The sequence below is a fragment of the Salinibacterium sp. CAN_S4 genome, assembly GCF_015752305.1.
Classification (GTDB): Bacteria; Actinomycetota; Actinomycetes; order Actinomycetales; family Microbacteriaceae; genus Rhodoglobus.
In genome coordinates, this window is the sequence record NZ_JADOVB010000001.1 from 559517 (window position 1) to 578887 (window position 19371).

Here is a 19371-nt window from a genome sequence, read left to right on the forward strand (position 1 = left end):
TGCTGGGTCAGGAGGCCAGTGTCTTAAGGGCGGAGTCGATATAGACCACACCGGATTCGTCGACATTCACGCTGTAGACAGGGACGGGCTCGTAAGCCGGGAGGTTGAGTGGCTTTCCGGTGGCGAGCGAAAACTGCGACCCATGGGCCCAGCACTCGATGGCGTTGTCTTCGACGAAACCTTCTGCCAGCGAGATGTCGCCGTGGGTGCAGGTGTCGCCGATGGCATGCACAGCTCCGGTCGAATCCTTCACCACCACGATCGCTTCCCCCTCGAGCACGACCCTGAAGGCCTTGTCGGTCTCGAGCTCTGCCGTCGTGCAGATCCGCTCGGCGGTCACGACGTCACCGCCGCGGTGAGGGAGAGTTCGGCGTCGATCGCCGAATGGAGCCGGGCTTCGAGTTGCGGGCTTCCGATCTTCTGGATGATCTCCGAGAGGAAGCCGATGACGACGAGTCGGCGGGCCTCCGCCTCGCTTATCCCGCGCGACTGCAGGTAGAAGAGCTGCTCGTCGTCGAATCGCCCGGTCGCACTCGCGTGACCGGCGCCGAGGATGTCCCCGGTCTCGATCTCGAGATTCGGGATGGAGTCAGCCCTGGTGCCCTCGGTGAGTACGAGGTTGCGGTTCTGCTCGTAGCTGTCGGTTCCCGAAGCGTCGGGCCCGATCAGTACATCTCCGACCCAGACCGTCCTCGCGCCGGTGCCCTGGAGCGCACCCTTGTAGTTGACCCGACCCCTCGTGTTCGCACCAAGGTGGTGCAGGTACACGCGCTGTTCGAAGTGCTGCCCCGCGTCGGCGAAGTAAAGCCCGTAGAGCTCGGTGTCAGATCCCTCACCCGCCAGGTGCACAGACGGGTTGAGCCTGACGACGGCTCCGCTCAGTGAGACGACGATGTGTTTCAGGAACGCGTCGCGACCGACGGTGGCGAAGTGACTGGAGAGCTGGAGGGAGTCGTCAGACCATTCCTGCAGCGAAACGACAGTCAGCTTCGCGCCATCCTCCACGACGATCTCGACATTCTCGGCAAGCGTCGCTTTACCGGTCGACTCGAGGATGACGGTCGCATTGCTGTTCGCTTTCGCGGTGATCACCATGTGGGCCGCGCGAGCCGCGCCTCCAAGTGTCGAGCGGGAGATCGTGAGGGCCACGTGATCTTCCGAGGTCACGGTGATGGCGAGGGCCTTGTCGAAGGTCGACCAAGCGTTCGCTGACGCACGGTCTTCGGGCGTACCCGCACGACCGATGAGCGCATCATCCCTGTCGACCCAGGCGACGGAAACACCGGCGGGGATGTCGGCGACGTAGTCGTAGATCGAGCCGTCGAGCTCTCCATCGATGAGCGGCCGCACGAGCTTCACCGGGGTGAGTTTCCAGTCGGCTTCGAGGCCGGTAACGGCCGGGAAGTCGTCGTGGTGGGTCGATGAGAAACGTGCTGAGCGGGTCTGCACGGGAACGTATCCCGGTTCTCCCCATCCGCCATCGCTGTGGGCCTTCGCCCCGAGCTGCTCGGGTGTGGTTACTACGGTCACTATCCGACAGTTCCTTTCGACGTTGCGAGGAAGGTCATCCCACACTGCCTTCCATGCTCATCTCGATGAGCTTATTGAGTTCGAGCGCGTACTCCATCGGCAGTTCGCGAGCGATGGGTTCGATGAATCCACGCACGATCATGGCCATGGCCTCGTCTTCGGGCATGCCGCGAGACTGCAGGTAGAACAGCTGTTCGGCACTGACGCGCGACACTGTCGCCTCGTGTCCGAGCTGCACGTCATCCACGCGGATGTCGATCGCCGGGTAGGTGTCCGACCGTGAGATCGTGTCGACAAGCAGGGCGTCACAGCGCACGGTATTCGCCGAGTGGTGAGCCTTCTCGTCGACGCGCACTTCACCGCGGTAGCCGGCACGGCCGCCTCCCCTGGCAATGGACTTGGACACGATGGATGACGTCGTGTACGGCGCCATGTGGATCATCTTCGCTCCGGCATCCTGGTGCTGGCCGGGGCCGGCGAATGCGACGGAGAGCGTCTCGCCCTTGGCGTGCTCCCCCACGAGGTAGATCGACGGGTACTTCATCGTCACCTTGGAACCGATGTTGCCGTCGATCCACTCCATGGTTGCGCCCTCGTGGGCGATGGCCCGCTTGGTGACGAGGTTGTAGACGTTGTTCGACCAGTTCTGGATCGTCGTGTAGCGAACGCGGGCGTTCTTCTTGACGATGATCTCGACGACCGCGGAGTGCAGGGAATCCGACTTGTAAATCGGAGCCGTACAACCCTCGATGTAGTGGACGTACGAACCTTCGTCGGCGATGATCAGCGTGCGCTCGAACTGGCCCATGTTTTCCGTGTTGATGCGGAAGTAGGCCTGCAGCGGGATCTCGACATGCACGCCCTTGGGGACGTAGACGAAGGATCCGCCCGACCACACGGCCGTGTTCAGAGCCGCGAACTTGTTGTCGCCAGCCGGAATGACGGTGCCGAAGTACTCGTCGAAGAATTCGGGGTGCTCGCGGAGCGCGGTATCCGTGTCCATGAAGATGACGCCCTGGGCTTCGAGCTCGGCGTTGATCGAATGGAAGACAACCTCTGACTCGTACTGGGCTGCAACACCCGACACGAGCCGCTTGCGCTCCGCCTCGGGGATCCCGAGCTTCTCGTACGTGTTCCGGATGTCCTCGGGAAGGTCTTCCCAGGTCTGCGCCTGCTTCTCAGTAGAGCGCACGAAGTATTTGATGTTCTCGAAGTCGATGCCGGACAGGTCGGCGCCCCACGTCGGCATGGGCTTTCGACGGAACAGTTCCAGCCCTTTGAGTCGCATCTTCAACATGGATTCTGGCTCGTTCTTGAGCCGGGAGATGTCGGTGACGACCTCCTCATTGATTCCGCGCCGCGCTGAAGCTCCAGCGGTGTCAGAGTCGGACCACCCGAATTCATACTGCCCAAGACCATTCAGTTCCGGGCGGTCAATCAGTACGTCAGACATAGCTTTCCTCTTTCCCTACCTTGGCCAACCGAGGTGGCTGCCGCGGCATTCCTTTAAACGGGATCACGCTGCGGGATGACGGCACAAATTCCGGCCTGTCGATGTACTGGCAGGACGGGTTCGATGCCCGTCATCAACATTGACTGTGCGGCGCGGTTGCGTTCGTAGAACCACTTAATCTTACAGGCCGTGGATGCTCACCAGCCGTTTAGGGGGCAAACAGCCAGACTCCGGCACACTGCTTCGGCGGGAATCCCCAGCACTGGATGCCTATCATGGGGTGGGTCTCTTGAGAGGACAGTATTTCAGTGTTGCGTCGCGTAATTGACCGGTTCGTGCAGTGGTTGCCGTCGAGTGTGGACAGGCGTGTTCGGGTAGCCGCGTGGCTCTCCCTCGCGTTCCAGGTGGCCTTGATCGGCACTGGTGGTGCCGTGCGGTTGACCGCATCCGGACTCGGCTGCCCCACCTGGCCCCAGTGCGTCGAGGGCTCCTTCGTCAACACCCCCGAGATGGGACTGCATGGGGTCATCGAATTCGGCAATCGACTGCTCACCTTCGTACTCGCTGCCGTCACGATTGCCGCATTCCTGTCGGTCTTCCGATTCCGTCGCCAGCGCAGGGACCTCTTCAGGCTCACGCTGCTGCAGGGACTGAGCATTCCCTTCCAGGCGGTCCTCGGTGGTATCACGGTGCTCACTGGCCTCAACCCCTACGTCGTCGGGGCGCACTTCGCCGTGTCGATCGTGCTGGTCATGGCGACGACGATGCTGGTCTGGAAGGTGTACAACGGCCCACACAACCCGGGTCTCCTCGTCCCGGCCGGCGTGCTCTCCCTGGCCAGGCTCAGCGCCGTCTCCGTGGCGTTCACTGTCGTGGTCGGCATCCTCACGACAGGATCAGGGCCTCACGCCGGAGACAACTCGAACCCCGACAGGCCGGCCCCGCGCAACGGTCTCGACCCCGAACTGCTGCAGCACGTCCACAGCTGGCCCGCGTACATCACCGTCGCCCTCACGGTGGCGCTGGCCATCCTGATCATGCGATTCCCCGTCGAGAGACGATGGATTCTCGCACTGCTGGGTATCGAAGCAGTTCAGGTGATCGTCGGCATCACCCAGGCCCGCCTGGGACTGCCCGAGTTGCTGGTGGGCATCCACATGGTGCTCGCCGCCGCGCTCGTGGCCGCGATGACTGCCGTGATGTTGTCGCTGCGGCCGCGTTCTGCTGTCGATCCCGTGGTCCCGATCGACATACGGGATCGCGTCACCGCGAATTAACCGCCTGCGGCTCCGGAGCCGAAACCCCGGCTAGAACGGAAGCAGCGGGTCGATCCCCACGGCGAGGAACACCAGCGTCAGGTAGGTGATCGAACTGTGGAAGACGCGCATTGGTCGCACATCCCCATGGCGGATAGCCGTGCTGTACAAGCGGTGGGATTCGATGATGAACCAGGCTCCGCTGGCCAGGGCGACGGCCGTGTAGAGGATGCCCATGTCGGCCACCGGTATGAGCAGCAGCGAGCAGGCGACGGTGGCCCAGGCGTAGAGCACGACCTGGAGTCCGACGACAGTGCGGCCACGAACGACGGCGAGCATGGGGACGTTGACCGACTGGTAGTCGGCGCGATACTTCATCGACAGCGGCCAATAGTGCGGCGGGGTCCAGAGGAACACGATCCCGAACAGGATGACCGGGGCCCAGGTCAGTTCGCCGGTGACTGCAGCCCATCCGATGAGCACGGGCATGCATCCCGCAGCGCCACCCCACACGATGTTCTGCGGCGTGCGGCGCTTGAGCACAAGCGTGTAGACCAGAACATAGAAAAGGATCGCGGCCAGCGACAGCATCGCCGCGAGCCAGTTGATGAGCAGGCCCAGCCAGAGCACTGAGGCGATTCCGGAGGCCCAGGCGAATACGAGAGCCTCACGATCGCTCAGGTCGCCGGTGACGAGAGGTCGTTTCCGGGTTCTGTCCATGACGCGATCGATATCGCGGTCGATGTAGCAGTTGAATGCGTTGGCGGAACTCGCGCTCATGATTCCCCCGACGAGGGTGCCGAGTACAAGCCAGAGATTAGGGATGCCGCCCGCCGCAAGGATCATCACCGGAGCCGTGGTGACGAGGAGAAGCTCGATCACCCGTGGCTTGGTGAGTGCGACGTATGCTTTCGTCTTCCTGAGGATGCCAAGTCGTTCCCGGGGGGCACGGTTCTCGATCACTACATCCATATAGACGATTCTAAACGACGCAATGCTGGGAGACTGACTACTCCCGTACGGCACGATTCGCAAGTATCGGCGTGAACTTCCGGCCTTCTCTATACTTGGTCACGCCTGCCCTTCGCGGCCCTATCCAAAGTTCACCCACGGGTGATTGTGGTGCGCCGCGGCGGAGACACTGTCGTCCTCAGCAGATCCAGAAAACCGTACGCCGGGCGACACGCCCGGTACGACGCTTGAAGAAGGGTGCAGTACCTCGTGGTAACTCTCCAGTGGGATCCCATTGACAACAAAGCCGTAGACACCGCAAAGATCCTCGCGGCCGATGCCGTGGAGAAGGTGGGCAACGGCCATCCGGGTACCGCGATGAGTCTGGCCCCTGCTGCGTACCTGCTCTTCCAGAAGGTCATGCGCCGCGACCCGAAAGACAACGAGTGGATCGGCCGTGACCGCTTCATCCTCTCGGTCGGCCACAGCTCGCTCACACAGTACGTACAGCTTTACTTCGGCGGTTATGGTCTCGAGCTCGATGACCTGAAGTCACTGCGCACCTGGGGTTCGAAGACTCCGGGTCACCCGGAGTACGGCCATACCGATGGAGTCGAAATCACCACGGGTCCGCTCGGGCAGGGCATCGCTTCGGCGGTCGGTTTCGCCTATGCGAGCAGGTTCGAGCGTGGTCTCTTCGATCCCGATGCCGATGCCGGCACCAGCCCCTTCGATCACTTCGTCTACTTCATCGCCGGCGACGGCGACCTCCAGGAAGGTGTCTCGAGCGAGGCCTCATCGCTGGCCGGTCACCAGCAACTGGGCAACCTCATCGGCATCTACGACTCGAACCAGATCTCGATCGAAGACGACACCAACATCGCCTTCACCGAGGATGTCCGGGCTCGCTACGAGGCATACCACTGGCACGTGCAGGTCGTCGACTGGAAGAAGACCGGCGTCTACGAAGAAGACGTCGTCGAGCTGAACGCCGCCATCGAAGCAGCACAGGGCGTGACGGACAAGCCGTCGCTCATCATCCTGAAGACCATCATTGGCTGGCCGAGCCCGAAGAAGCAGAACACCGGAAAGATCCATGGATCGGCCCTGGGAAGCGACGAGCTCGCCGCGGTCAAGGAGGTGCTCGGCTTCGATCCTGAGCAGACCTTCCAGGTCGCCCCCGAGGTCATCGAGCACACCCGCAAGGCCATCGACCGCGGCAAGGCAGCCCACGATGAGTGGAATGTACAGTTCGAAGAGTGGGCCACAGCGAACCCTGACAAGAAGGTTCTGCTCGACCGTATCCTCTCCGGAGACCTCCCGGAGGGTGTCGAAGAAGCCCTCCCCGTATTCGAATCTGGCAAGGATGTGTCGACCCGTGCCGCCAGCGGCAAGGTACTCAGCGCACTCGGTGCCATCATCCCCGAACTGTGGGGTGGTTCGGCCGATCTGGCCGAGTCCAACAACACCACGATCGACGGAGCGACCTCGTTCATTCCGAGCGAGCACTCCACTCACGAGTGGACCGGTAATCCCTATGGCCGCACCCTTCACTTCGGCATCCGTGAGCACGCGATGGGGTCGATCCTCAACGGAATCGTCCTCCACGGAAACACGCGGCCCTATGGCGGAACGTTCCTGATCTTCAGCGACTACATGCGCCCGGCCGTGCGACTCGCGGCCCTGATGAAATCGCCGGCGATCTACGTCTGGACCCACGACTCCGTGGCGCTCGGCGAGGATGGCCCGACCCACCAGCCGATCGAGCAACTTGCTTCGCTCCGCGCCATCCCCGACCTGGATGTCGTGCGACCCGGCGATGCGAACGAGACGGCATGGGCGTGGAAGACGATCCTCGAGCGTCGCAAGGGACCCGCCGGTATCGCCCTGACCCGCCAGAACATCCCGGTGTTCGAGCGCGGCGACGACGTCGCACACGGCGAGACCTTCGCCTCGGCCAAGCACGTCGCACGGGGCGCATACGTTCTCGTCGAGGCTCCGGGCGGCACGCCCGACGTCATCCTGATGGCGACCGGATCCGAAGTCCAGATTGCGGTCGAAGCCCGCGAGGTGCTCAAAGCCGACGGCGTGAATGCGCGCGTCGTCTCGGTGCCGAGCCTCGAGTGGTTCGAGGAACAGGATGCCGCGTATCGCGAATCCGTCTTCCCCGCCGCGGTGAAGGCTCGCGTCTCGATCGAAGCCGGGGTCGCTTCGACCTGGCGTGGATACGTCGGAGATGCCGGCCGTAGCGTATCGATCGAGCATTTCGGCGCGTCGGCCGACTACAAGACCCTGTTCCGTGAGTTCGGGATCACCACCGAGGCCGCCGTGGCCGCAGCCAAGGAATCGCTGGCGGCCGTCTAGGCCCCCGGTAAAGGAGAAAGCATTATGAGCACCGAAACACCCACCACAGCCCTTTCGTCAGTGGGAGTCAGCATCTGGCTCGACGACCTCTCTCGTGAGCGCATCAATTCGGGCGGACTCCAGAAGCTGATCGCCGAGCGCAATGTCGTCGGCGTCACCACCAACCCCACGATCTTCGCGACGGCCTTGGCCAAGGGCGAGGCATACGACGCCCAGGTCGCCGAGCTCGCCGCCGCGGGAAAGACCGTCACCGAGGCGGTCTTCGAGATCACGACTGACGACGTGGCGGCCGCGAGCGACATCTTCCGTCCGGTGTACGACTCCACGGGTGGCCAGGATGGACGCGTGTCCATCGAGGTCGAACCCGGACTCGCGCATGACGCGGCGGGCACGATCCAGCAGGCCCAGGAACTGTGGGCCAAGGTCGACCGTCCGAACGCCATGATCAAGATCCCCGCCACCGTCGAGGGTCTCGAGGCCATCACGGCCACGATCGGCGCAGGCATCAGCGTCAACGTCACGCTCATCTTCAGCCTCTCGCGTCACCGCGAGGTCATCAACGCGTACCTCACCGGGCTCGAGCAGGCGAGGGCAGCAGGTCACGACCTGTCGACCATCCATTCAGTTGCCTCGTTCTTCGTATCCCGCGTCGACACCGAGATCGACAAGCGGCTCGATGCCCTGGGCACCGATGACGCCAGGTCCCTGAAGAGCAAGGCCGGAATCGCCAACGCGAGACTTGCTTACCAGGTCTATGAGCAGGAGTTCAGTTCAGAGCGCGCCCGGGTTCTGCTCGCTGCCGGGGCTAATAAGCAGCGACCGCTGTGGGCATCCACCGGCGTCAAGGACCCCAGCCTCCCGGACACGCTCTACGTGACCGAGCTGGCTGTCGGCGAAACCGTCAACACGATGCCAGAGAAGACGCTCGAGGCCACGTTCGATCACGGCGTCATCACCGGCGACAACGTGACCCACAACTACTCCAAGGCGAACATCACGCTCGATGCTCTGGCCGCGCTCGGAATTTCTTATGACGAGGTGACCGCGCTGCTCGAAAAGGAGGGCGTGGAGAAGTTCATCGTGTCGTGGAACGAGCTGCTCGACACCGTCGCAGCAGCCCTGGAGACCGCGAAGTGAGCGTCAGGATCGCCGTATCCGGAGCGGCGGCCGAGGCCGTCGAGCGACTCGTACCGCAGCTTGTCAGCGATCTCGTCGCGAGCAGGCTCACCGGAGGAGACGCTTCGCTGTGGGGTGCTGACGCAGAAGACGAGTCGTCGAAGCGACTCGGCTGGGTACAGGCGGTATCCGTCTCTCGCCCCCTGATCCCGGAGATCTACGAGCTGCGCGATGCCCTTCGTTCGGCCGGCGTGAATCACATCGTGCTCGGCGGGATGGGTGGATCGTCCCTGGCTCCCGAGGTCATCACCAGCACATACGGCGTCGAGCTCACGGTGCTGGATTCGACCGATCCCGGCCAGGTCATGGCAGCACTGCACGACCGTCTTGCGACAACGGCCGTGGTGATCTCCTCGAAGTCCGGTTCGACCCTCGAGACAGACAGCCAGAAGCGAATCTACGAGCAGTTCTTCACCGACGCGGGAATCGACCCGCTTCAGCGCATCGTCATCGTGACCGACCCGGGCTCACCGCTCGACGGGGCGGCCCGCGAAGCCGGATACCGCGTCTTCAATGCCGACCCCACGGTCGGTGGCCGTTATTCGGCCCTGACCGCCTTCGGCCTCGTTCCTTCCGGCCTCGCCGGGGTCGATCTGGACGAGCTGCTCGATGAGTCGGAAGCCGTCATGCTGGAACTCGCAGTCGACCATCCCGACAACCCCGGCCTCGTCCTCGCTGCCGCGATCGCGGGAACCGTACCCCTCAAAGACAAGCTCGGAATCGTCACCGATGGCACCCACATCCGCGGCTTCGGAGACTGGGCAGAACAGCTCATCGCCGAGTCGACGGGCAAGCTCGGCAAGGGCATCCTTCCCGTCGTGCTCGACGTCGACTCCCCCGAACTCAGCGCGGGCCTGGCTGACCTGCAGGTGGTGCGGCTCGTGGGCGACTGGGACGACACCAAAGAGGTGGCGGACGGAGAGATCGAGATCGCCGGAAGCCTCGGTGCCCAGATCCTCGTCTGGGAGTACGCGACGGCGATTGCCGGTCGACTCCTCGGAATCAACCCCTTCGACCAGCCCGATGTTGAATCGGCGAAGATCGCCACCCGCGCCCTGATCGATAACCCCTCGTCCCCGGCGGCTCCTGCCTTCGTGGTCGGCGACATCGAGGTCCGCGGAACGTCGGCGGTCGTCGACGGTGTCAGTGATCTCTCCGGCGCCATCGACAAGCTCGTCGAGTCCCTGCCGTCAGACGGATATGTGGCAATCCAGGCCTACGTGGACCGTGTCGCGTACCCCGAGCTCGTGACACTGCGTGACGCGATCGCGAAGCGGTCCGGTCGCCCCGTCACCTTCGGCTGGGGTCCGAGATTCCTCCACTCGACCGGGCAGTTCCATAAGGGTGGACCTGCGGTGGGGGTGTTCCTCCAGATCACCAGTGCTGAACAGGCCGATCTGCAGATTCCCGATCGTCCATTCACCTTCGGCCAGCTCATTCGGGCACAGGCCGACGGTGACGCGAGCGTGCTCGCCGACCACGGACGTCCCGTGCTCAGCCTCACCCTCGCCAGCCCAGCAGAGTCGCTGCCCGTCATCATCAGCGCACTCGGCTAACGGCTCAGGCCGCTGGCACTGGTACCAAGCACCTTAGGAGCACAATGTCGCCCGTGAACATCACAGCCGACTTCAACCCGTTGAGGTTGCTGTCCGATCGACGACTCAATCGGATCGCTGGCCCCAGTGGTCTCGTGATCTTCGGCGTCACCGGGGACCTGTCGCGCAAGAAGCTCATGCCGGCCGTGTACGACCTTGCGAACCGCGGACTCCTTCCTCCCGGGTTCGCCCTCGTCGGATTCGCTCGTCGGGACTGGGAAGACCAGGACTTCGCGAAGGTCGTGTACGACGCGGTCAAGCAGTATGCTCGCACCCCCTTCGATGAGGATGTCTGGACCCAGCTCGCGCAAGGCATCAGGTTCGTGCAAGGTGAATTCGATGATGCCGAGGCATTCGCCCGGCTCACAGAGACGATCGAGGCGCTGGACAGGGATCGGGGCACCATGGGCAACCATGCGTTCTACCTGTCGATCCCGCCGAAGTCGTTCCCCGAGGTCACCGAGCGGCTGCGGGACTCGGGCCTGGCTGAGCAGAAGAATGGCGAATGGCGTCGCGTCGTCATCGAAAAACCGTTCGGCAGCGATCTCAAGACAGCCCGCGAGCTGAACTCGGTCGTCGAATCGGTCTTCCCGCCCGACAGCGTCTTCCGCATCGACCACTACCTCGGCAAAGAGACGGTCCAGAACATCCTGGCGCTGCGTTTCGCCAACCAGCTGTACGAACCCATCTGGAATGCGAACTACGTGGATCACGTGCAGATCACCATGGCGGAGGATGTCGGCGTCGGCGGCCGTGCGGGATACTACGACGGAATCGGCGCCGCCCGCGATGTCATCCAGAACCACCTTCTCCAGTTGCTGGCGCTCACGGCGATGGAGGAGCCTGTCTCCTTCCATGCTGCGGACCTCAGGGCTGAGAAGGAGAAGGTGCTCTCCGCCGTCCGGATCCCGGAAGACATCGGCAAGCACACGGCTCGCGGGCAGTACACGGGTGGATGGTCAGGTGGCGAGAAGGTCGTCGGCTTTCTCGAGGAAGACGGGATGAACCCCGAATCCACCACGGAGACCTTTGCCGCGATCCGACTCGATATCGACACCCGTCGCTGGGCCGGTGTGCCGTTCTACCTGCGCACCGGAAAACGGCTGGGTCGACGCGTCACCGAGATCGCCGTGGTGTTCAAACGTGCCCCGCAGTACCTGTTCGCCGAGAGCCAGACATCCGCGCTCGGCCAGAACGCCCTCGTCATCCGGGTGCAGCCAGACGAAGGCGTGACCATCAGGTTCGGCTCGAAGGTGCCGGGTGCCGGCATGCAGGTCCGTGACGTGACCATGGACTTCGGATACGGTCACGCGTTCACCGAGGCGAGCCCCGAAGCCTACGAGCGACTGATTCTCGACGTGCTCCTCGGCGACCCGCCCCTATTTCCCCGGCACCAGGAGGTCGAACTCAGTTGGAAGATCCTCGATCCGATCGAGGAGTTCTGGGCGACCCAGGGGCAGCCTGAACAGTACAGGCCGGGCACCTGGGGCCCATCATCCGCCGACGAATTGATGGCCCGTGACGGCCGCACCTGGAGACGACCATGATCGTTGACCTTCCCAACACAACCTCGAGCAAGATCTCGAAGACTCTCGTCAAGATCAGGGAGGAGGGTGGTGCGGTCGCTCTCGGGCGTGTCCTGACGCTTGTCATCAGCACCACGCTCGGTGAAGAAGAGGAGGCGATCGAGGCCGCGAATGATGCGTCGCGTGAACATCCCATGCGCGTCATCGTCGTCTCCACGGATCAGGGCAACGGCCACAACGACGGCGATGCTCGTGTCGACGCCCAGATCCGCGTCGGTGGCGACGCCGGGGCGAGCGAAGTCGTCGTGGTCAAAGCCTATGGCGATGCCGCGATCGACCAGGAGAGCCTCGTGACAGGCCTGCTGCTGCCAGACGCTCCCGTAGTCGCATGGTGGCCGGGGAACGCTCCTGAGGTCGTGTCCGAGTCCGCGATCGGTCGAATTGCGCAACGCCGGATCACCGACGCCGCTGCCTCCTCGAATCCGCTCGACGCCATCACGGTCATCTCGTCGTCGTACCAGCCAGGGGACACCGACTTCGCGTGGACGAGGCTGACCCTCTGGCGTGCGCAGCTGGCTGCCGTACTCGACCAGCCGCCCTACCAGCCTGTGACAGCCGTCGAAGTGCATGGCGCAGCCGACTCTCCTTCGACCGTGCTCCTCGCCGCGTGGCTGCAGTTGCAGCTTGAGGTCGAGGTCACGCTCACCGTGAGCAGCAAGTCGCACGGCAGCAGCGGAATCCAGGGCGTCACCCTGACGCGGGAATCCGGCGACATCGGGCTCGAACGTACGATGGCGAATGTCGCGACCCTCGTGCAGCCGAACCAGCCGACGCACGACATCTCCCTCCCCCGACGAAGCCTCCGCGACTGCCTCGCTGAAGAACTTCGCAGGCTTGACCCCGACGAACTCTTCGGCGACGTTGTCAAACGCGGCGTCGGCCAACTCGGAAAGCCGGGCACGTCGCCAACAGGCACAGGAGCACACGCATGAGCAACGAGCGCAGGGTCATCGTGCATCCGGACAAAGCGTCCCTGGCGGCAGCGGTTGCCGCACGATTCATCAGCAAAGCCGCCGACCTGATTTCCGAGTTCGACGAGGCATCAGTCGTCCTGACCGGTGGCACCATGGGTTCTGCGGTGCTGTCGGCCATCAATTCATCCCCCGCGCGCGACACAGTGGACTGGAGCCGGGTCAATGTCTGGTGGGGCGATGAACGATGGCTCCCGGCAGGCGATCCTGAACGCAACGACACGCAGGCTCGAATCGCGCTCCTTGACCACGTGCCGCTGGATCCCGATCGAGTTCATCCGTTCGCGGCGTCGGACAGTGGCCTGGAACTGGATGAGGCGTCAGATGCCTACGCGGCTGAGATCGCTGCCCACTCCCCCGACAACGCGTCCATGCCGCATTTCGACATCACCTTTCTCGGCATGGGACCCGACGGTCACATCGCCTCGCTCTTCCCCGAACGCGGCGGCGTACGGGAGCGGGAAAAGACCGTCATCTCCGTACGCAAATCGCCGAAGCCACCGCCGGAACGACTGTCTCTGACGCTGCCTACGATCAACTCGTCAGCGCGGGTCTGGCTCGTGGTGGCGGGGGCCGACAAAGCCTCGGCGCTCGGACTGACCCTGGCCGGCGCAAGCGTCAACGAGGTACCGGCGGCCGGAGTCGAAGGTCGACGGAAAACCCTGTTCTTCGTCGACGCTGATGCCGCCGCCCAGGTGCCGGAGCACCTGATCGCTCCTGGCCAGTTCTGGACCGGCGCGGACGACCACGGCCTCGTGCTCTAGGTCATACTCAAGCGAGGGAGCCTGTCCCGAGATGCGGGGCGAGCGTGCTACTTCGTGAGAGTCCCACGACGTGCACGGAGCTGAACCAGCGCTTCTTCGAGAAGCTGGGCTGCCTCTTCTTCGCTACGGCGTTCCTTGACGTATGCGAGGTGTGTCTTGTACGGCTCGAGCTTGGCTACCGACGGAGGATTCTCCTTGTCACGGCCGGCGGGGAGCCCGGTCGTCGGCGAATCGATCGTCTCGGGGATCTCATCCTCGGGGAGGTTCGCAGCAAAGTTGCGAACTGTCTCATTACCCATCTCGTCCCAGTATGAGACCTGGATGCGCTCGGCGTGGAATCCACGATCCTGCTCACCCATGGGGCCCGCGCCCACGCGAGATCCTCGAATTGCACTTCCGCCTGATGCCACGATGCCCCTAATGTCGATCTACTGTGGTTGGTGCTGGCCGCGAGCCTGACGGCCACGACCCATGCTGTTGCGCCTAAGACCCGTCGAACTTGGTGATGAGTCCGAGGAACACGATGCTGCTGATCCAGATCACGCCAAGAATGACGGTGATGCGGTTCAGGTTGCGCTCGGCAACGCCGGAAGCGCCGAGGTTCGACGTGACTCCTCCGCCGAACATGTCGGAGAGCCCGCCTCCTCGCCCGCGGTGTAGCAGGATGAGCAGGGTGAGCAAAAGGCTCGTCAGGCCGAGAACGACCTGAAGCGCAACTTGAAGAATTTCCACGAATAAAACCTTTCGAAAGCCTCGACTACTCTAGCCGACAACGCGGCGGCCGGATATCTGCGCGGGGCGACAATTGCGCGCCGCTGATTCCGGGCTACTCAGGTTCCGACGTGCTTTTGGAAGCGCGCGATGCTGGCGAATTCGGTCACATCGAGGCTCGCACCGCCTACCAGGGCACCGTCCACGTTGGGCTGGCGCATGAATCCGGCAATGTTGGTGGATTTGACCGAGCCGCCGTACAGGATGCGAGTGGCGTCGGCCACCTCGTCACCGAGCAATTCGGCCAGCGTCGCGCGCAGCGTCGCCGCCACCTGCTCAGCCTGCTCGGGCGTGGCTGCCTGTCCCGAACCGATGGCCCAGACAGGCTCGTACGCCACGACGAGGTCGGGGCTTCCTGAGATCCCGGCCAGTGCTGCTCGCAATTGTGCGACAGGAACGGCGCTGGGACCATGGGTCTCGAGATCCTCGGCGGTTTCACCCACGCAGAGCACGGGAACGAGGCCACTCTTCAGCGCAGCAGCGACCTTGCGGCCCAGCTGCTCGTCGGACTCCTGGTGCAGGGTGCGGCGCTCGGAATGACCGATGATGACGTAGGTGCAGTCGAGCGCCTTGAGAAAGGCTCCTGAGATCTCCCCGGTGTACGCACCAGAATCATGCTCGGAGAGGTCCTGGCCTCCGAAGACGATGCTCAGCTTGTCTGCGGCAACGAGATTCTGCACGGAACGCAGATCGGTGAACGGCGGGAACACAGCAACCTCTGAGCCGGCAAGGCCGTACTCGTGGCGGGCATCCTTCAGCGTCCAATCCAGCTTCTGCACGAATGCAATCGCCTGGAGGTGATCGAGATTGAGCTTCCAGTTCCCTGCGATGAGGGGAACACGCGCTACTTTTGCCATCCAAGAACCTCCAGGCCGGGAAGCGACTTGCCTTCGAGGAACTCGAGGCTGGCGCCGCCGCCAGTTGAAATGTGACCGAACTGGTCATCGTCGAATCCGAGGGCGCGCACGGCGGCCGCGGAGTCTCCGCCACCGACAACGCCGAAGCCGTCGAATGTCGTCAGGGCTGATGCCACGGCTTTGGTGCCCGCGGCAAAGGGTGCGAGTTCGAAGACGCCCATGGGGCCGTTCCAGAACACAGTTTTCGAATCCGAAATCGCCTGTGCGAACCGATCAGCAGTCTCAGGACCGATGTCGAGTCCAAGCCCGGCAGCACCGAACGCCGTGTCCTCGATGGCATCGGCCGACGTAACGACGTGATCTGCATCCGCGCTGAACCCGGATGCCACGACGATGTCGGTCGGGAGGATGATCTCCACGCCCAGTCTCTCGGCTTCGGCCAGATACCCCGTCACGGCATCCACCTGGTCGGCTTCGAGAAGACTCGCACCGACCCTATGTCCCTGCGCCACCAGGAAGGTGAAGAGCATGCCACCGCCGATCAGGAGCCTGTCGACCTTGGGCAGCAATGCCCCGATGACGGCCAGCTTGTCCGAGACCTTCGACCCGCCGAGAACCACCGTGTACGGTTTCTCCGGCGTAACAGTCAATCGTTCAAGAACGTCGAGCTCCTGCTCGATGAGCAGGCCTGCAGCACTCGGAAGAGCGGCTGCGAGTTCGTAGACACTCGCCTGCTTGCGATGCACGACGCCGAACCCATCGGACACGAATGCAGAGCCTAGCGAAGCGAGCTGCGACGCGAACTCAGTGCGCTCCGCCGCATCCTTGCTGGTCTCCTGTGCGTTGAACCGGAGATTCTCCAGCAGCACGACGCCGCCGTCCTCGAGGCCGCTGACGGAATCCTGTGCCGCGGAGCCGACGGTGTCGGCCGCGAAGACGACAGGCTTGCCGAGCAACTCCGACAGCCTCTGTGCGACAGGCGCAAGACTGAACTTCGCGTTCGGCTCCCCGTCCGGTCGACCAAGGTGGGACAGGATGACAACCCGTGCTCCGGCCTGGATCAACCTGTTGAGGGTCGGCAGGGACGCGCGGATGCGTCCATCGTCAGTGATCTGGCCGTCCTTCAAGGGAACGTTCAGGTCACAACGGACCAGAACGTTCCTTCCCTTGAGGTCGCCCAGCGAGTCAATCGTTCGCAAAGACATCGGGCGTGGAATGTTTAGAGGCTGGAGCCGACGAACTCGGTGACGTCGACGAGGCGGTTGGAGTATCCCCACTCGTTGTCGTACCAGGACGCGACCTTGACCTGGTCGCCGATGACCTTCGTGAGGCCGGCGTCGAAGATCGACGAGTGCGGGTCGCCGACGATGTCGCTCGAGACGATCTCGTCTTCCGTGTACTTCAGGATTCCCTTGAGGGGACCCTCGGCGGCAGCCTTGTACGCAGCGTTGACCTCATCGACGGTGACCGGTCGTGATGCCGTGATCGTGAGGTCGGTGATCGAGCCGGTGATCACGGGAACGCGCAGGGCGTATCCGTCGAGCTTCCCGACGAGCTCAGGGATGACCATGCCGAGTGCCTTGGCAGCACCGGTCGAGGTCGGGATGATGTTGGCGGCAGCGGCGCGGGCGCGACGGAGGTCGCCGTGTGGGCCGTCCTGCAGGTTCTGGTCGGCGGTGTACGCGTGAACCGTGGTCATGAGACCGCGCTCGATGCCGAAGTTCTCCATGAACACCTTCGCGAGCGGTGCGAGGCAGTTCGTGGTGCACGATGCGTTGGAAATGATGTCGTGGACTGCCGCGTCATACGTGTTCTCGTTGACGCCCAGGACGATCGTCGCGACATCCGAACCCGACGCGGGAGCCGAGACGATGACCTTCTTCGCGCCAGCGGTGATGTGCTTGCGCGCGTCATCGGACTTGGTGAATCGACCGGTGGACTCGATGACGATGTCGACTCCGAGCTCTCCCCAGGGGAGAGCAGCAGGGTCACGCTCGGCAAGAACCTTGATGGGCTTGCCGTTGACGAGGATCGTGTCGCCGTCGACCTCGACGGTGGCATCGAGGCGGCCGCCGACGGTGTCGTACTTGAGCAGGTGTGCCAGTGCCGCTGGATTGTCGAGGTCGTTGACCGCAACAATCTCGATGTCGCTTCCCTTGGCGAGAGCCGCGCGAAGGAAGTTACGGCCGATGCGGCCGAATCCGTTGATGCCAATCTTGACGGTCACTGATGCTCCTGTTGCTCATGCGTCTGGGACGCTTCGTGCTTGTGGTGGATGGTGAATGAGGTGTGGCCGGGTGCAAAAGCACCCGGCCACGATGCCGCTATGACAGTAGCAGCAGCCCGTTGGTCTTTTCGCGCGCCGCGGTAAAGCGCTGCTGGACGTTGGCCCAGTCAGCGATGTTCCAGAACGCCTTGACGTAATCGGCGCGCACGTTCTTGTAGTCCAGGTAGTAAGCGTGCTCCCAGACATCCAACATCAGCAGTGGGACGATGCCAGCGGGCAGGTTGCCCTGCTGGTCGAAGAACTGGACGATGATGAGATTCTCGCCGAGCGAGTCCCAGGCGAGCACTGCCCATCCCGAACCCTGGACGCCCATGGCCGTTGCGGTGAAGTGTGCGGTGAACTTATCGAACGAGCCGAAGTGGTCGTCGATCGCGCTGGCGAGGTCGCCGGTGGGCTTGTCGCCGCCGTCCGGTGACAAGTTCGTCCAGAAGATCGAGTGGTTGACATGACCACCGAGGTTGAAGGAAAGGTCTTTCTCGAGCTTGTTCACATTCGCGAGATCTCCGGAATCCCGGGCGGCAGCAAGCCCTGCGAGTGCAGCGTTAGCCCCAGTGACGTACGCCTGGTGGTGCTTGCTGTGGTGAAGCTCCATGATCGCACCGCTGATGCTCGGCGCGAGCGCAGAGTAGTCATATGCGAGTTCAGGAAGGGTGTATTCAGCCAACGTTATCTCCTAGCAAATAGGCCCCGAAAATCGATTCGACATCGAGTTGGGGTGACATTTCCAGTCTACTCACGTCAACCATGCACCCCTTCAGATGTTTCCCCGGAGCGCGATGTAATCGAAAACTACTCGTCCAGGTCCGGCGGCAGATTGGCATCTGTACCGGGAATGCCCAGATCGGAGGCCCTCTTATCGGCCATGGCGAGCAGTCGGCGGATCCGGCCGGCAACGGCATCCTTCGTCATCGGCGGATCGGCGTGGTGACCTAACTCGTCGAGACTCGAGTCGCGGAACCTGAGCCGGAGCTGGCCCGCGTACTGAAGGTGGAACGGGACGTCGTCCGCGAGGATCTCGAGTGCCCTCTCGACTCGCGCGCACGCGGCCACGGCAGCCTGTGCCGATCGCCTCAGGTTTGCGTCGTCGAAGTTCACAAGCCGGTTCGCGGTAGCCCTGACCTCGCGACGCTGCCTCAGCTCGTTCCAGTTCGCGACGCTCTTGTCTGCACCCATGAGCACGAGCATCGCGCTGATCGCCTCGCCATCGCGGATGACGACGCGATGGACTCCGCGAACCTCTCGAGCTTTCGCAGAGATCTTCAGCCGGCCCGCTGCGCCGACGAGAGCCATGGCCGCTTCATTCCCCGGGCAGGTCACTTCGAGGGCCGCGGAGCGCCCGGGGTCGGTGAGGCTTCCCGCTGCCAGGAACGCACCGCGCCAGACAGCCGACAATTCTTCGATGCTGCCGGTCGTGAGGCGATTGGGCAGTCCGCGGATCGGGCGTCGGCGGGCGTCGAGCAGCCCGGTCTGACGGGCCAGGGTCTCCCCACCGTCGAGAACCCTCACCAGGTAGTGGCTGGTACGACGGGTTCCGGATGCCGAGACCACCGATGCGTCGGATCGGACACCGTACAACTCGGCAATGTCTTTGCGGACGCGCCTCGCCAATTGCTCTGTCTCGAGCTCGGACTCGACGGCAATCCGCCCGGAGATCATGTGCAATCCTCCGGAAAATCGCAGGATGGTCGCCAACTCGGCGGCACGCACCGTCGTCTTTCCCGACGTGATGCCGGTCAGTTCATCCTTAACCTCGGCGGTCAATGCCACAGGTTTCTCCTTCGTTCATGGGGCTCGCAACATGATGATGTTG

Annotated in this window: 18 protein-coding genes; 7 read left to right on the forward strand and 11 right to left on the reverse strand. The window is 63.3% G+C overall.

Translation table 11 applies throughout. The features are described 5' to 3' along the window. Window positions 1-7: 7 nt before the first annotated feature. Genes IWX81_RS02850 through sufB form a run of 3 tightly spaced genes read right to left on the reverse strand, consistent with a single transcriptional unit; the run spans window position 8 to window position 2983 of the window. A complete protein-coding gene (locus IWX81_RS02850; RefSeq protein WP_199279742.1) occupies window positions 8-340 on the reverse strand; it encodes a non-heme iron oxygenase ferredoxin subunit in 333 nt (110 codons plus the stop codon). Further along, window positions 337-1533: a Fe-S cluster assembly protein SufD gene (gene sufD, locus IWX81_RS02855; protein ID WP_442977624.1), complete on the reverse strand. Its 1197-nt coding sequence runs from the start codon at window positions 1531-1533 to the stop codon at window positions 337-339. The genes IWX81_RS02850 and sufD overlap by 4 nt, the downstream gene beginning before the upstream one ends. Window positions 1534-1564: 31 nt before the next feature. After that, on the reverse strand, window positions 1565-2983 hold the full coding sequence (sufB, locus tag IWX81_RS02860; RefSeq protein WP_199279744.1) for a Fe-S cluster assembly protein SufB: 1419 nt from the start codon (window positions 2981-2983) through the stop codon (window positions 1565-1567). Between the two features lie 308 nt (window positions 2984-3291). On the opposite strand from sufB, the gene IWX81_RS02865 reads away from it, so the two are divergent. Continuing rightward, window positions 3292-4260, forward strand: a complete 969-nt coding sequence (locus IWX81_RS02865; protein ID WP_334592839.1) for a COX15/CtaA family protein — start codon at window positions 3292-3294, stop codon at window positions 4258-4260. A 30-nt stretch (window positions 4261-4290) separates the two neighbouring features. Here IWX81_RS02865 and IWX81_RS02870 read toward each other — a convergent pair whose 3' ends face one another. Beyond that, window positions 4291-5211, reverse strand: a complete 921-nt coding sequence (locus IWX81_RS02870) for a heme o synthase (protein ID WP_199279745.1) — start codon at window positions 5209-5211, stop codon at window positions 4291-4293. Between the two features lie 249 nt (window positions 5212-5460). On the opposite strand from IWX81_RS02870, the gene tkt reads away from it, so the two are divergent. From tkt to pgl, 6 genes are read left to right on the forward strand one after another with little or no spacing between them, the layout of a single operon-like run. Then, complete coding sequence (tkt, locus tag IWX81_RS02875; RefSeq protein ID WP_199279746.1) at window positions 5461-7554, forward strand: transketolase; 2094 nt, start codon at window positions 5461-5463, stop codon at window positions 7552-7554. Window positions 7555-7578: 24 nt separating this feature from the next. After that, on the forward strand, window positions 7579-8691 hold the full coding sequence (gene tal / locus IWX81_RS02880; protein WP_199279747.1) for a transaldolase: 1113 nt from the start codon (window positions 7579-7581) through the stop codon (window positions 8689-8691). After that, complete coding sequence (locus IWX81_RS02885) at window positions 8688-10286, forward strand: glucose-6-phosphate isomerase (RefSeq protein ID WP_199279748.1); 1599 nt, start codon at window positions 8688-8690, stop codon at window positions 10284-10286. The genes tal and IWX81_RS02885 overlap by 4 nt, the downstream gene beginning before the upstream one ends. A 44-nt stretch (window positions 10287-10330) precedes the next feature. Then, window positions 10331-11872 (forward strand): glucose-6-phosphate dehydrogenase, encoded by a 1542-nt coding sequence (gene zwf, locus IWX81_RS02890; RefSeq protein ID WP_199279749.1) that lies wholly within the window; start codon window positions 10331-10333, stop codon window positions 11870-11872. Beyond that, on the forward strand, window positions 11869-12843 hold the full coding sequence (locus IWX81_RS02895; RefSeq protein ID WP_199279750.1) for a glucose-6-phosphate dehydrogenase assembly protein OpcA: 975 nt from the start codon (window positions 11869-11871) through the stop codon (window positions 12841-12843). The genes zwf and IWX81_RS02895 overlap by 4 nt, the downstream gene beginning before the upstream one ends. Then, complete coding sequence (gene pgl, locus IWX81_RS02900; protein ID WP_199279751.1) at window positions 12840-13646, forward strand: 6-phosphogluconolactonase; 807 nt, start codon at window positions 12840-12842, stop codon at window positions 13644-13646. Before IWX81_RS02895 ends, pgl begins: the two co-directional genes overlap by 4 nt. A gap of 47 nt (window positions 13647-13693) precedes the next feature. Here pgl and IWX81_RS02905 read toward each other — a convergent pair whose 3' ends face one another. The 7 genes from IWX81_RS02905 to whiA all read right to left on the reverse strand — a co-directional run bounded on the left by IWX81_RS02905 (window position 13694) and on the right by whiA (window position 19328). Then, window positions 13694-14056 (reverse strand): RNA polymerase-binding protein RbpA, encoded by a 363-nt coding sequence (locus IWX81_RS02905; protein WP_199279752.1) that lies wholly within the window; start codon window positions 14054-14056, stop codon window positions 13694-13696. Between the two features lie 73 nt (window positions 14057-14129). Further along, window positions 14130-14378 (reverse strand): preprotein translocase subunit SecG, encoded by a 249-nt coding sequence (secG, locus tag IWX81_RS02910; protein ID WP_199279753.1) that lies wholly within the window; start codon window positions 14376-14378, stop codon window positions 14130-14132. Window positions 14379-14476: 98 nt separating this feature from the next. Further along, window positions 14477-15274 (reverse strand): triose-phosphate isomerase, encoded by a 798-nt coding sequence (gene tpiA, locus IWX81_RS02915; RefSeq protein WP_199279754.1) that lies wholly within the window; start codon window positions 15272-15274, stop codon window positions 14477-14479. Next, window positions 15262-16479, reverse strand: coding sequence for a phosphoglycerate kinase (locus IWX81_RS02920; RefSeq protein ID WP_199279755.1), 1218 nt, complete (start codon window positions 16477-16479; stop codon window positions 15262-15264). Before IWX81_RS02920 ends, tpiA begins: the two co-directional genes overlap by 13 nt. 14 nt (window positions 16480-16493) lie before the next feature. Next, complete coding sequence (gap, locus tag IWX81_RS02925; protein ID WP_199279756.1) at window positions 16494-17501, reverse strand: type I glyceraldehyde-3-phosphate dehydrogenase; 1008 nt, start codon at window positions 17499-17501, stop codon at window positions 16494-16496. Between the two features lie 97 nt (window positions 17502-17598). Then, window positions 17599-18225: a superoxide dismutase gene (locus IWX81_RS02930; RefSeq protein WP_199279757.1), complete on the reverse strand. Its 627-nt coding sequence runs from the start codon at window positions 18223-18225 to the stop codon at window positions 17599-17601. Between the two features lie 125 nt (window positions 18226-18350). Further along, window positions 18351-19328: a DNA-binding protein WhiA gene (gene whiA, locus IWX81_RS02935; RefSeq protein ID WP_199279758.1), complete on the reverse strand. Its 978-nt coding sequence runs from the start codon at window positions 19326-19328 to the stop codon at window positions 18351-18353. Window positions 19329-19371 lie beyond the last annotated feature (43 nt).

Coding starts and splice junctions, on each gene's coding strand:
- sufB (WP_199279744.1), bottom strand. CDS start 2,983: ATGTCTGACGTACTGATTGACCGCCCGGAACTGAATGGTCTTGGGCAG.
- IWX81_RS02870 (WP_199279745.1), bottom strand. CDS start 5,211: ATGGATGTAGTGATCGAGAACCGTGCCCCCCGGGAACGACTTGGCATC.
- tal (WP_199279747.1), top strand. CDS start 7,579: ATGAGCACCGAAACACCCACCACAGCCCTTTCGTCAGTGGGAGTCAGC.
- zwf (WP_199279749.1), top strand. CDS start 10,331: ATGTCGCCCGTGAACATCACAGCCGACTTCAACCCGTTGAGGTTGCTG.
- IWX81_RS02895 (WP_199279750.1), top strand. CDS start 11,869: ATGATCGTTGACCTTCCCAACACAACCTCGAGCAAGATCTCGAAGACT.
- pgl (WP_199279751.1), top strand. CDS start 12,840: ATGAGCAACGAGCGCAGGGTCATCGTGCATCCGGACAAAGCGTCCCTG.
- tpiA (WP_199279754.1), bottom strand. CDS start 15,274: ATGGCAAAAGTAGCGCGTGTTCCCCTCATCGCAGGGAACTGGAAGCTC.
- IWX81_RS02920 (WP_199279755.1), bottom strand. CDS start 16,479: ATGTCTTTGCGAACGATTGACTCGCTGGGCGACCTCAAGGGAAGGAAC.